Origin of the sequence: Micromonospora sp. NPDC049114 (genome assembly GCF_040648635.1) — a bacterium.
In the GTDB taxonomy this organism is placed as follows: Bacteria; Actinomycetota; Actinomycetes; order Mycobacteriales; family Micromonosporaceae; genus Micromonospora.
Map to the genome: position 1 here is coordinate 344,053 of NZ_JBEZEA010000004.1, position 12,532 is coordinate 356,584.

A 12,532-nucleotide genomic window follows, 5' to 3' on the forward strand; every position below is an offset into this window, starting at 1 on the left:
ATGACCGAGTTCGAGTCCGACCCGCAGCGCCGGCCGGCCCCCATCGACGCCGAGCCGTCGCACCCCACCGCCGAGCTGCCGCGCGACGAGCGCGCGCAGTCCGACTCTCCGACCACCCCCGTTCCGGTCGTCTCGACCGACGGGGACACCGCGCCCACCGTCGCCACTCCGGCCGTGCCCGCCGCTTCCGACGGACCGACCGGGTCCGCCCCCCACGCCGGGCAGCCGACCGGGTACGAGCCGCCGACCGTGGGGCAGCCCACCGGGTACGAGCCGCCGACCGCCGCCGGTGGATCCGCGCCGCCGTACCCGGTCTCCGGCCACCCGGCGCCCGGCCACTCCGGCCAGCCTGGCTACCCGGCCCAGCCCGGCTACTCCGGTTACCCGCAGCCGGCCGCCGGCCAGTACCCGGGCGCCGGCTGGCACGCGGGCCAGCAGTCCGGCTGGGCCGGCGGGGGCCAGCCGGGCGCGGCCTACCCCCAGCACGCCCAGCACCAGCAGCACCAGCAGCACCACCCGGGGCAGCCCGTGCCGCCGTGGGGCCCGCAGGCCACGCCGCCCGGCTCCGGGCCCCGGCCGGGCCGGATCGCCAAGTTCGCCGGCGCCGGCGTCGCGGTGTTCGCCCTGATGCTCGGCTCCGGCGTCGCCGGTGGGGCGCTCGCGCTCGCCCTCGACGGCGACAACGGCGGCGTCACCCGCACCTACTCCGCGGCCCCCGTGCTCAACAGCGCCGACCTGCCGAAGATCGCCGCGTCCGTACAGGACAGCGTCGTCTCCATCGCCACCGACAGCGGCGAGGGCTCCGGCGTGGTCCTGAGCGCCGACGGCTACGTGCTCACCAACAACCACGTGGTCGCCTCCGCCAGCGGGGACACCGTGCAGGTCGTCTTCGCCGACGGCAGGAACGTCCAGGCGAAGATCGTCGGCACCGACCCGAAGACCGACCTGGCAGTGGTCAAGGCCAACGGGGTGAGCGACCTCAAGCCGGCCACGTTCGGCGACAGCGACGCCATGCAGGTCGGCGACCAGGTGCTCGCCCTGGGCAGCCCGCTCGGCCTCCAGGGCTCGGTGACGGCGGGCATCCTCAGCGCCCGGGACCGCACCATCCGGGCCGGCGAGGGCCAGCAGCAGGACCCGAACCAGCAGAGCCAGGCCGTCAGCTCGATCTCCGGGCTGCTGCAGACCGACGCGCCGATCAACCCCGGCAACTCCGGTGGCGCGCTGGTCAACACCCGGGGTGAGGTGATCGGCGTCAACACCGCCATCGCCACCTCCGGGCAGAGCACCGGCAACATCGGCGTCGGCTTCGCCATCCCCAGCAACAAGGCCAAGGACGTCGCCGGCAAGCTCCAGCGCGGCGAGAAGGTCAGCCACCCGTCGCTCGGGGTCGGCGTCAACCAGGCCGAGGGTGGCGGCGCGCTGGTCGCCTCGGTCACCGCGGGCAGCGCCGCCGAGAAGGCCGGCCTCCAGCGCGGCGACGTGGTCACCCGCTTCGGCGACAAGGTAATCAACGACTCCGACGACCTGGTCGGCGCGGTGCAGGCCGGCAAGGTCGGCGACCGGGTCGAGGTGCACTTCAAGCGCAACGGCGCCGAGAAGACCGCCACCGTGACGCTCGCCGAGACGTCCTGACCGACAACTGAACCTGCCTCCTCCCTCCGGCGGCGGGTGGCGGGGCCGAGGGGGTCGGCTCCGTCACCCGCCGCTCTTTTTCCGCCCGGACGGCGGTTCACCCTCACGGGGTGAACCGCCGTCACCCGTACGAGCGGCACGGTCGGCAGGCGAGCCGGCGAGCGTACGGGGGTGGACCGTGAGCGGGTCTGATGTCGACGACGAGCGGATCCAGCGCGAGGTCCTGGCCGAGCTGGCCTGGGATCCGCAGCTGCTACCGAACGAGATCGGGGTGGCCGTCGACCAGGGGGTGGTCACGCTTACCGGGTTCGTGGACGGCGCGGCCCGTGCGTGGGCCGCGACCCGCTGCGCCCAACGGGTGCGGGGCGTACGCGTGGTGGCCGACCAGATCGAGGTACGGCTGCCGGGGACACCGGGGCGTACCGACGGCGATATCGCCCTCGCCGCGGCCCGAGCCCTGGAGTGGGACAGTTTCGTGCCCGCCGAACGGTTGGACGTCACAGTGGCCAACGGCTGGTTGATGCTGCGCGGTGAGGTCGAGTTCGGGTGGCAGCGCCGGGCCGCCGAGGGGGAGCTGCGCCGGCTGGACGGCGTACGGGGAATCACCAACCTGGTCGAGGTGCGGCCGTCGGCACCACCTGCCGGCGAGCGGCTGCGGCAGGACGTCCGGCGTGCCCTGGCGCGCACGCTCGGCGCGGAGCGGGTGACGGTGGAGGTGGACGGGGACACGCTGGTCCTCGCCGGGGTGGTCCGCTCCTGGTGGGAACGGGACCAGGTGGAGCGGGTGGCGTGGTCGGCGCCGGGTGTACGAGTCGTGCACGACCAACTCCTGGTCGGCGGGTAAGCGTCCGTCTTGTCCGGTTTACCGGAGGCCGGGTGGGGAAACCGCCGCGGACCATGCCGACCGACGGCGATACCCGATCGGGGATCAACGGGGAGGACTCGTGGCCGTGAACCACCCGCCCGCCGACCGCTCGCCGGAGCGGTCGTTGCGCATCGCGATGGTGGTCCCGCCATGGCTGTCCGTGCCGCCGCCCGGCTACGGCGGCCTGGAGCAGGTGGTGGCCTGCCTGGTGGACGCGTTGAGCGCCCACGGGCACGCGGTGACGCTGTTCGGTGCCGGCGAGCAGCACGGCACCGCCGCCAGCGGATTCGTCTCCACCATCGCCCAGGTCCAGTACGAGCGGCTCGGCGAGTCACTGCCGGAGCTCGCGCACCTGGCCCGGGTGAAGAGCATGATCACGCCGGCCGACTTCGACGTGATCCACGACCACACCACGATCGGGCCGCTCGTGGCCGGCCGCCGGTCCGTGCCGACGGTGGCGACGGTGCACGGCAACCCGGTGGGGGAGTACGGCGACGTGCTCGGCGACGCCGACGAGAACGTCGCCCTGGTGGCCATCTCGCACGCCCAACGCCGACTCAACACGGGCCTGCCCTGGGCCGGCACCGTGCACAACGCGCTGGACCTGCGCGGTTTTCCGCGCAAGACCGTGCCCGGCCCCGGACCGGTGCTGTGGCTGGCCCGGTTCAGCCCGGACAAGGGCCCGGACATCGCCATCCGCGCCTGCCGGGAGGCCGGCCTGCCGCTGCTGCTGGCCGGCAAGTGCAACGAGCCGGCCGAACGGCGCTACTACGAGCAGGTCGTCGCGCCGCTGCTCGACGAGGACGTGTCGGTGGTGCTCAACGCCGACCGCGCCGAGACCCTGCGGATGCTCGTCGACGCCCGTTGCCTGATCATGCCGATCCAGTGGGAGGAGCCGTTCGGCATGGTGATGCTGGAGGCGATGGCGACCGGTACGCCGGTGGTGGCGCTCGACCGGGGCGCGGTGCCCGAACTGGTCCGGCCCGGACTCACCGGGCTGGTCTGCGGGCAGCCCGACGAGCTGCCCGCCGCTCTGCTGGCCGCCCGGGAGCTGGACCCGCAGGACTGCGTGGCGCACGTCGCCGAGAACTTCTCGGTCGAGCGGATGGCGTACGGCTACGAGGACGTCTACCGGCGCTTCGCCCTCGGGCGGCCCGCCGTCCGGGACACGGCCCCCGTCGCCGTTCGCTGACGGTGCCGCCCCGGGTCAGACCCGTGCCGCTCCCAGCTCGGCGATGGCGGCGTCCAGCCGCTGTGCGTACGCCGGGCTGATCGCCCCCTCGCCGAGCCGGACCGTGACCTTCTCGCGCAGCCGGGCCACCGGTCGGGCCAGTTCGTCCCGGTCGGACCCGGCGGCGGCCAGCAGGTTGCGCAGCTCGTTGCGCAGGTCGAGGCCGACATCGCCGCGGATCTCCCCGTCGCGCAGGCCGGCGTCGATCAAACCGTCGACACGGTTGGCGGCCTCCACGAGGGTGCCCGGCTCGCCCGTGGGCGCGCGGGTGGCCGGTGGCGACGACGGTGCCGGGGTCGACCGGGACGGCTCGGTGGCCGGCGGGTCGGTCGGCGGACCGCTCGGCGGGTCGGTAGGCGCGGGCGTCACCGGGCCGGCCGACGGCTGGGCCCGGCGATCCGGCTGCTGGTCGGGCAGCAGTGCCGCACCGGCCAGCGCCACACCGACGGCCAGCGCCACCGGGATCAGGACCAGCAGCGCCAGCTGCCGGCGGGACCGGCCGGGCCCCGCGCCGGCCGGCGTCGGCACGTCGTCCACCTGCGGCGTCGGCACGTCGTCCACCTGCGGTGTCGTCGCGTCGCCCGCGTGCGCCATCCCGACGCTCGTCGGCAGGGCCAGGGTGGGCACCCTGATCGTGGCGGTCGGTGGGTCGGGCGGCAGGACGTGGCCGCGCAGCGCGGTGGCGAGCTGCCGGGCCGTCGGCCGGTCCGCCGGCTCCCGCGAGAGGCTCCGCAGGCAGATCCGGGCCACCGGCGCGGGCAGGTCCGGCACGTTGGCCAGGGTCGGCGCCGGGCCGTCGGCCAGTGCGGCGCTGAGCTGCTCCCAGGTGTCCGCCGGGTACGGCACGCGGCCGGTCAACGCCTCGTACAGCAGAACGCCGAGCGAGTAGACGTCGGTGGCCGGCTGGGCGGGTGCGCCGTCGAGCCGTTCCGGGGCCACGTACGCCGGGGTGCCGAAGGTGCCGCCGTCCTCGTCCTCGTCCGGTGCGCCGATCCGGGTGGCGATGCCGAAGTCGAGGACCTTCACCCCCATCGCGGTCATCATGACGTTGGCCGGGGTGATGTCGCGGTGCACGATGCCGAGCCGGTGCGCGGCGGCCAGCGCGTCCGCGACCTGGGCGCCCACCTCGACCGCCTCCGGCCACGGCAGCGGGCCCTCGGTGAGCCGCAGCTCCAACTCCTCGCCGCTGAGCAGCTCCATCACCACGAACGAGGTGATGGACCCGTCCGGGTCGACCGTCTCGCCGTAGTCGTGGACCGACGTCACGTGCGGGTGCACCAGCTGGGCGGCCGCGCGCGCCTCCTCCCGCACCATGTCGCGGAACCGCGCGTCGGCGGCGAGCGAGGGCGCGAGCACCTTGAGCGCCACGACGCGGTCGAGCACCTCGTCCCGCGCGCGCCAGATCACCGACATGCCGCCGGCACCGATCTGGTCGATGAGTCGGTACCTGCGGGCCAGCAATCGGCCCGGATGCAGCGCTGCCTTCACGGATCGCACCTGCCCTCGGGGGTGGGAGCGGTATCAGGTTGCGCGAATGTGTCCTGCCTGTCAACGCCGATGCGCCGGATGGTCGACGGACGGTGGCCGGGTAGGTCCACCGGCCGGCGGACGGCGGCCCACTGGTGGTCGGCGGGCGCGTGCCAGGATGGGGACATGGCGGGGGGACCGGTGGCGTTCGTTCTCGGTGGCGGCGGGGTGCTCGGCGCCGTCGAGGTGGGCATGTTGCGGGCCCTGTTCCGCGCCGGCATCCAACCCGACATGGTGCTCGGCACGTCGATCGGCGCGGTCAACGGCGCGCTGGTCGCCGCCGACCCGTCCGAGGCGGTGACCGACCGGCTGGTCCGCCTCTGGGCCTCACCCGAGGCCAGCGAGGTGTACGGCGACTCGGTCGCCCGGCAACTGCGCCGCTTCGCAGCCCGCACCCACCTGCACTCGCCCCGGCCGTTGCGCCGGCTGCTGGAATCCGAACTGGGCGTCGACACCACCTTCGCCGACCTGCGGGTGCCGTTCCGCTGCTGCGCCGCGCACATCGAGCGGGCCGCCGAGCACTGGTTCGACAGTGGTCCGGTGGTGCCGGCGGTGATGGCGTCGGCCTCGGTGCCGGGCCTGCTCCCGCCGATGGAGATCGACGGCGCGCACTACGTGGACGGCGGCATCGTCAACTCGATCCCGATCGGCGAGGCGGTGGCCGCGGGCGCCGGCCAGATCTTCGTCCTGCAGGTGGGCCGGATCGAACGGGAGCTGACGCCACCCCGGCGGCCGTGGGAGATCGCGCAGGTCGCGTTCGAGATTTCCCGCCGGCACCGCTTCTTCCGTGAGATGGCCGCGCTGCCCGAGGGGGTGGAGGTGCACGTCCTGCCGACCGGAGGGCTGAACCCACGCGACGACACACCGTGGGCGTACCGGGACATGGCGGCGGTGGGACGGCGGATCAGCCGGGCGTACACCGCGTCGCGCCGCTACCTCGCCGCCCACGTGGAGCGTTGATGCCGCTGCCCCCGAGGTGGCTGCGGCGGCTGCTGATCGCCCCCGCCGTGGTGCTGCTCGCGATCGCCGTGGTGACCACGCTGCCGGTCTGGGCGCTGCTCGCGGCGGCCGCCTCGCCGCTGGTCCCGGGCCGGCTACGCCCCCTGCGCCTGCTCTGGATCGGCTGCGTCTACCTGGTGTGGGACGCTGCGGCGCTGCTCGCGCTGTTCGTCCTGTGGCTGGCGTCCGGGTTCGGCTGGCGCAGCCGGTCCCCAGCCTTCCAGCGGGCGCACTACGTGCTGGCCGGCTGGTTCCTGCGGGTGCTGTTCTGGCAGGCCCGCTGGTCGCTGCGACTGCACATCGACGTGGTCGGCACGGACCCGGACACGGCGCTGCCCGGCCGGCCCGAGCTGGTGCTCTGCCGGCACGCCGGGCCGGGCGACTCGTTCATCCTTATCCACGGTCTGGTCAACTGGTTCAACCGGGAGCCGCGGATCGTGCTCAAGGACAGCCTCCAGTGGGACCCGGCGATCGACGTGCTGCTCAACCGCCTGCCCAACCGGTTCATCGCGCCGACACCGGAGCGCGGCGAGGAGACGGTACGCCAGGTCGGGCACCTGGCCGCCGGCCTGGACGACAACGACGCCTTCGTGATCTTCCCGGAGGGCGGCAACTTCACCCCCAAGCGTCGACTGCGGGCCATCGCCCGGCTGCGGTCCCTCGGCCTGGAACGGATGGCGCAGCGCGCCGAACGGATGCGCCACGTGCTCGCCCCGCAGCCGGGCGGGGTGCTCGCCGCCCTGGACGCCGCCCCCGACGCCGGGGTCATCTTCGTCGCCCACACCGGACTCGACCGGATGAGCACCGTCGCCGACGTGTGGCGGGAACTGCCGATGGACAAGCGGATCGTGATGCGGTTCTGGTCGGTGCCCCCGGAGGAGGTGCCGACCGGCCGGCAGCAGCGCATCGACTGGCTCTTCGACTGGTGGGCGCAGATCGACACGTGGATCGCCGCCAACCGGTGAGCGCAAGGAGTGCAGCGAAGCGGAGCCCCGCAGTCGCGAACGAAAAGCGGGCTCCGGTGAGCGCGAGGAGTGCAGCGAAGCGGAGCCCCGCAGTCGCGAACGAAAAGCGGGCTCAGCACCTCGTCGCCGCGTAGGGTGCGCTCGTGGACCAGATCTGCGTGGTGACGACTGTGGTGGATGCGCGTTCGGTTGCGGACGTGCTGGCGGCCGCGGCCGTCGCCGGGCGGCTCGCCGCCTGTGCTCAGGTCGGCGGTCAGGTGGACAGCACCTACTGGTGGCGCTCCGGGGTGGAGACGAGCACCGAGTGGTCCGTGCAGTTCAAGACCGCGCCGGACCGGTTGGCCGCGCTGGTGGACCAGATCCGGGCCAGCCATCCGTACGAGGTCCCGGAGATCCTGGTGTCGCGGGTGGACAGTGGTGATCCCGGGTACGCGGCCTGGGTGCACGACCACACCCGACCCTAGGTACGCGCACTCTGGGCCGTCCGCCGCCGGTTTTCGATGATGACCGGGTGGACGACACCCGCTATCCCTGCCCCGCTTGCGGCGCCCCGGCCGACCTGAACGCCGGTTGCGCCGGTTGCCGCCGCCCGCCGGACCGAATCGCGGCCGAGGTGGTCCGACTGGGGCGGGAGGTGGATCGGCTCGGTCCGGAGGTGGAGCGGGCCCATCGGACGTACACCGAGTTGGCTGGTCGGCTGGCGGCCACCTCGCGGCGGCGGGCCGAGCTGGCGGCGGTCGTCCGCGCGGGGTTGGCGGCCGGAGCGCCGGTCGTCGGGCCGCCGCCGGTCATGTCGCCGCCGCCCCTTCGTGTGGTGGAGCACGCGCCGCCCGGCGCGGCGGAGACGTCGACCCGGACGGTCCAGGGGTTGCTGTTCGTCCTCGGTGGACTTCTGCTCGGCACCGCGGCCGTGGTCTTCACCGCGGTGGCCTGGGCGTCCGTGGGGGTCGGTGGCCGGGCGCTGATCCTGGCGGCGGTCACGGCGCTCGTCCTGGCCGGCCCGCTGCTGGCGGTCCGCCGGGGTTTGCGGGGCACGGCGGAGACGTTCGCCGCGGTGGGGCTGCTGCTGGTGCTGCTGGACGGGTACGCCGCCTGGTCGGTGGATCTGGGTCACGTGACCGGGTGGCCGGGCGCCAGGTACACCGCGCTGGTCGGGGGAGTCAGCGCGTTGGTCTTCGTGGCGTACGGCCGGTTGAGCGGGTTGACCGGGCCCTGGTTCGCGGGCCTCGCGGTCGCGCAACCGGTGCTGCCGTTGCTCGCGGCGCCGGCCGACCCCGGCGCGGGCGGCTGGGTGCTGGTGCTGCTCGGGGTGGCAGTGCTGAATCTGGCGGTGCTGGTCGCGCTGCGCGATGGGGACGGTGCGCGCCGGCTCGCGGGTCGGATATTCGCCGGGTTGGGTCACGTCGGCGCGCTGGTCGCCGCCGCCGCGTGTGCGTTGGTGCCGTTGGTGCTGGGGCGGTCGGCGGGGTCGCCGTTGCTGGCCGGCGTGCCGATGCTGCTGGTCGTGGTGACCGGGCTCGTCGCGGCGTTGCTGGTCGGCGGCACGGCGGCGCGGGCGGTGGCTGCCGGCCTGCTGATGCCGGTGCTCGCCGCCGCGGTGCTGCGCCCGGTGGGTGAGCTGCGGCCGTCGTTGCTGCTGCTCGCGGCGGCGATGGTCGCGCTCGTCCTGGCCGGGGCGGTACGGCTGTTGCCGACCGGCTGGCGTCCCGGGCCGCGCGCCGGCGCGCTGCTTGTCGCGGCCGGGGCGGCGCAGGTCGCCGTGGCGATCGCCGGTGTGTTGGCGGTGGCTGCCGCCGCCCGGTCGCTGCCGCCCTGGCACGGGGCCGGGTGGGGGCCGGATCTGAGCTGGGGTTGGCAGGTGGCGCCCGCCGTGGCGCTGGCGCTGGGGGCGGCCGCGTCATTGCTGCCCCGCCGCGCGTGGGCGGGGCTGGCCACTGCCGGCGCGGTGGTGGTGCTGCTGGCCGTGCCCATCGGCTGGACGGCGTCGTGGGCGACTGTGGTGGCCGTGGACCTGGCCGGCGGGGTAACTCTGGTGCTCGCCGTACTGGCCCGCCCGACGACCCGGGCGGCCACCCTGCTCGGCTGGGCGGCCGGGGGCGCCGTCCTGATCGGGCACGCGCTGCTGGTGGCCCTGGCCGATCCGCTCGGCGTCGTGGTGGTGCTGGGCATCGGCACCGTGCTCGGGGTGGCGCTGGCGGTGCGGACGGCCGACGGGCCGTACCGATGGGTGGCGGGCGTGGGCTTGCTGGCCGCGCACCTGGCGCTGCCCGCCATCGCCGCGGTGGCGCTCTTCGCGGCCGGCGTGCAGCCCTGGTGGCAGGCGCGGGCCGCGCTGCTCGCCGCCGGGCTGTCGCTGGTCGCGGCGCTCGCGGTGCGTCGCCACCGGGTCGACCTGATCGAGTACGCGGTGACGGGCGGCGCGGTCGCGGTGTTCGCGGCCGGGGTCTCGCCGCTGGTGGCGGCGGGGAACGAGCCCGTGACGCCGTACGCCGCGCTGGCGGCGCTGGGCGTCGCCCTCGTCGCCCGCTGGGGCCTGCCGGCGCTCGGCGACGAGCCGGACGGCCCCGCGCAGCGGACGGCGGTCGGGGGGCTGTCGGCCGCTGGGGGGCCGGTGGTGGACGCCGAAGGGCCGTCGGAATCGGGGGATCCGACGATCGGGGGGGCGTCAACCATCGGGGGGCCGTCGACGGTCGGGGGGCCGTCGGCGGCCGGGGGTCTGCTGAGGGCGTCGGGTGTGGTGCTGGCGGGGGTCGCGGTGCTGGCCGCGCTGCCGACGATCCTCAGCGCGCTGTTCATCCCGTACGGCGTCCCGGGGCCGGTCTGGTCCGGGGCGCCGACCGCGATCGCCGATCGGGGGCTGTTCCCCACCGGGCTGGCGCTTGTCGCGTTGGCGGTGGCCGCGGCGGTGGCCGGTCGGCGGGTGCGCCCACCGCTGCTGACCGGCCTGCCGTTCGCCGCCGCCGCGCTGCCCGTGCTGCTCGTCGCGGTCGGTGTGCCGTGGCCGGTGCTGCCGGCCGCCACCCTGCTCGCCGGGGTGTCCGCGCTGCTGCTCGCCGCCCTGGTGGCGCCCCGCCCGGCGCTCGCGTCGATCGCCGTGCCCGTGGGGGCGGTGCTGGCCGTGGCCGGCGTGGCGGTGCTCCTGGCCACCCGGTCCGGCACGCTCGCGGCCGAGGGCACGCTGCTGGTGACGGCGGTGATCGTCGCCGTCGGGGCCCGGATGGCCGAGGCGCGTGTCGTCGGGAGCGTCGCGGCCGTGGGAGCGGCGTGTGCGCTGGCGGTGACCGCTCCGCTCGCCAACGGGCAGGGGTTGCGGGCGGCGGCGTACCCGCTGCTGGGGGTGGCCGTGCTGGCCCTCGCCGCCGCGGCCCTGGCCGGCCGGCAGCGGCGGGCACCGGTCGGGCGGGTGCTGGATGCCGCCGCGCAGGCGGTGGCGGGGGTGGCCGCGGCGCTCACCGTCGAGGTGGCGCAGCAGCTCGCGACCGTCTGCGTGCTGTGGGGAGCAGCCGTCGCGCTGCGGCTGCTGCGCCGGGGGGAGCCGGCCGGTCGACGGTGGCGGTTCGCCGCGATCGCCGCGGGCAGCGAGCTGATCGGGGCGTGGGTGCTGCTCGCCGCCGGCGGGGTGAGCGTGGTGGAGGCGTACACGTTGCCGGCGGCGGGGCTCGCCCTCGGCGCGGGCCTGCTGGCGTTGCGGACCCGGCCGGGGCTGACCAGTTGGCCGGCGCTCGGCCCGGGGCTGGTCGCGGCGCTGCTGCCGAGCCTGGTGTCGGTGCTGGCCGGGCCGGATCCGCAGCCGTGGCGACGGTTGCTGCTCGGGGCGGCGGCGCTGGTCGTGGTGCTGGCCGGCGCGAGCCGCCGCTGGCAGGCTCCCGTGCTGCTCGGCGGTGCGGTGCTGGCGGTCCTGGCGCTGCACGAGATCGCCCGTGGCTGGGACCTGCTGCCCCGGTGGATCTATTTGGGTGCCGGCGGGCTGGCGCTGATCGGGCTGGCCGCCAGCTACGAGCGGCGGCGTCGCGACCTGGCCCGACTGCGCGCCGCGGTGGCCCGGCTGGGCTGAATCGAGGCCGGGGGGTAGGGCCCGCCCTACCCCCCATCCGGGGGTTGTCAGGGTTACTCACCGCAACCGATGCGGGGAGACTGACATTGACCCCGAACCAGCCTGGTTCGGGCGCAAGCGGAACAGGAGCAGTAATGGCGCTCGGAGCGGTGGCGGAACCGCCGGTACGACGGCGAGGTAGTGATTACGCACAGTTGTCCCGACGGATCAGTCAGGCCGGCCTGCTGGAGCGGCGACCTGCCTCGTACGTTGCCCGCCTCGTGCTCACCCTCGGCGCCTTCGTGGCCGGCTGGGTCGCCGTGTTCCTGGTCGGCGACTCCTGGTGGCAGGTGGCGCTGGCGGCCGTGATGGCGGTGGCCACCACCCAGGTCGCGTTCCTCGGTCACGACGCCGGGCACCGCCAGATGTTCCGTCGACGCGGCCCGAGCGAGGTCGTCGGGCTGGTCGCCGGCAACGCAGCGGTGGGGATCAGCTACGGCTGGTGGGTCGACAAGCACAACCGGCACCACGCCAACCCGAACCACGAGGACGAGGACCCGGACGTCGGCGCGGGCGCGCTGGTGTGGACTCCCGAACAGGCCGTCCAGACCCGGGGCGCACACCGTTGGATGGCCAGCCGGCAGGCGTACCTCTTCTTCCCGCTGCTCTTTCTCGAGGGTCTGAGCCTGCACGTGGCGAGCATCCGGGCGATCATCGGCCGGGAGCAGAGTGGCCGGTACGCGACGCCGATGCGGCACCGCGCGGTCGAGGCGGGGCTCCTCGTCGCGCACACCGCCGGGTATGTGGCGCTGCTGCTGGCGGTCATGTCGCCGGGCAAGGCGCTGCTCTTCGCCGCCGTGCACCAGGGGCTGTGGGGCCTCTACATGGGCTGTGCGTTCGCGCCGAACCACAAGGGCATGCCGATGCCGACCGCCGAGGACGAGCTGGACTTCCTGCGCAAGCAGGTGCTGACCTCACGCAACGTGCGGGGCAGCCGGCTGGTCGACACCGCGCTGGGCGGCCTCAACTACCAGATCGAGCACCACCTGTTCCCGAACATGCCCCGGGCGAACCTGCGCCGGGCGCAGCCGATCGTCCGTGCCTACTGCGCCGAGCAGGGCATCCCGTACGCGGAGACCGGGCTGATCGAGTCGTACCGGCAGGCGCTCGGCCACCTGCACGAGGTGGGTCGGCCGCTGCGCGGCTGAACACGGCTGACGTGAGACCTACCGGCGGGGCGGCATCCGATGATGCCGCCCCGCCGGCTTCTGCGCGCGTCG

General features: G+C 74.9%; 9 protein-coding genes. 8 read left to right on the forward strand and 1 reads right to left on the reverse strand.

Annotation, left to right across the window (positions count from 1 at the left end; genetic code table 11):
• The 3 genes from AB0B39_RS16580 (at position 1) to AB0B39_RS16590 (ending at position 3,689) form a co-directional block, all read left to right on the forward strand.
• Entirely contained in the window at positions 1 to 1,632 is a 1,632-nt protein-coding gene (locus AB0B39_RS16580) for a trypsin-like peptidase domain-containing protein (RefSeq protein WP_357574695.1), read from the forward strand.
• A gap of 178 nt (positions 1,633 to 1,810) precedes the next feature.
• Positions 1,811 to 2,476, forward strand: a complete 666-nt coding sequence (locus AB0B39_RS16585; protein ID WP_234590591.1) for a BON domain-containing protein — start codon at positions 1,811 to 1,813, stop codon at positions 2,474 to 2,476.
• Between the two features lie 157 nt (positions 2,477 to 2,633).
• Positions 2,634 to 3,689: a glycosyltransferase family 4 protein gene (locus tag AB0B39_RS16590; protein WP_357496247.1), complete on the forward strand. Its 1,056-nt coding sequence runs from the start codon at positions 2,634 to 2,636 to the stop codon at positions 3,687 to 3,689.
• Positions 3,690 to 3,704: 15 nt separating this feature from the next.
• Here the strand turns inward: AB0B39_RS16590 and AB0B39_RS16595 are convergent, their stop codons facing one another.
• Entirely contained in the window at positions 3,705 to 5,216 is a 1,512-nt protein-coding gene (locus AB0B39_RS16595; RefSeq protein ID WP_357574696.1) for a protein kinase, read from the reverse strand.
• Between the two features lie 165 nt (positions 5,217 to 5,381).
• Between AB0B39_RS16595 and AB0B39_RS16600 the strand changes: the two genes are divergently transcribed.
• The 5 genes from AB0B39_RS16600 to AB0B39_RS16620 all read left to right on the forward strand — a co-directional run bounded on the left by AB0B39_RS16600 (position 5,382) and on the right by AB0B39_RS16620 (position 12,460).
• On the forward strand, positions 5,382 to 6,215 hold the full coding sequence (locus AB0B39_RS16600; protein WP_357574697.1) for a patatin-like phospholipase family protein: 834 nt from the start codon (positions 5,382 to 5,384) through the stop codon (positions 6,213 to 6,215).
• Positions 6,215 to 7,219: a 1-acyl-sn-glycerol-3-phosphate acyltransferase gene (locus AB0B39_RS16605; protein WP_357495915.1), complete on the forward strand. Its 1,005-nt coding sequence runs from the start codon at positions 6,215 to 6,217 to the stop codon at positions 7,217 to 7,219. Before AB0B39_RS16600 ends, AB0B39_RS16605 begins: the two co-directional genes overlap by 1 nt.
• A 143-nt stretch (positions 7,220 to 7,362) precedes the next feature.
• Positions 7,363 to 7,683, forward strand: coding sequence for a divalent-cation tolerance protein CutA (cutA, locus tag AB0B39_RS16610; RefSeq protein ID WP_234590601.1), 321 nt, complete (start codon positions 7,363 to 7,365; stop codon positions 7,681 to 7,683).
• A 47-nt stretch (positions 7,684 to 7,730) separates the two neighbouring features.
• Positions 7,731 to 11,273 (forward strand): hypothetical protein, encoded by a 3,543-nt coding sequence (locus AB0B39_RS16615; RefSeq protein ID WP_357574698.1) that lies wholly within the window; start codon positions 7,731 to 7,733, stop codon positions 11,271 to 11,273.
• Between the two features lie 134 nt (positions 11,274 to 11,407).
• Positions 11,408 to 12,460: an acyl-CoA desaturase gene (locus tag AB0B39_RS16620; protein WP_234586042.1), complete on the forward strand. Its 1,053-nt coding sequence runs from the start codon at positions 11,408 to 11,410 to the stop codon at positions 12,458 to 12,460.
• Positions 12,461 to 12,532: the final 72 nt, after the last annotated feature.

Coding starts and splice junctions, on each gene's coding strand:
- AB0B39_RS16580 (WP_357574695.1), top strand. CDS start 1: ATGACCGAGTTCGAGTCCGACCCGCAGCGCCGGCCGGCCCCCATCGAC.
- AB0B39_RS16590 (WP_357496247.1), top strand. CDS start 2,634: ATGGTGGTCCCGCCATGGCTGTCCGTGCCGCCGCCCGGCTACGGCGGC.
- AB0B39_RS16600 (WP_357574697.1), top strand. CDS start 5,382: ATGGCGGGGGGACCGGTGGCGTTCGTTCTCGGTGGCGGCGGGGTGCTC.
- AB0B39_RS16605 (WP_357495915.1), top strand. CDS start 6,215: ATGCCGCTGCCCCCGAGGTGGCTGCGGCGGCTGCTGATCGCCCCCGCC.
- AB0B39_RS16620 (WP_234586042.1), top strand. CDS start 11,408: ATGGCGCTCGGAGCGGTGGCGGAACCGCCGGTACGACGGCGAGGTAGT.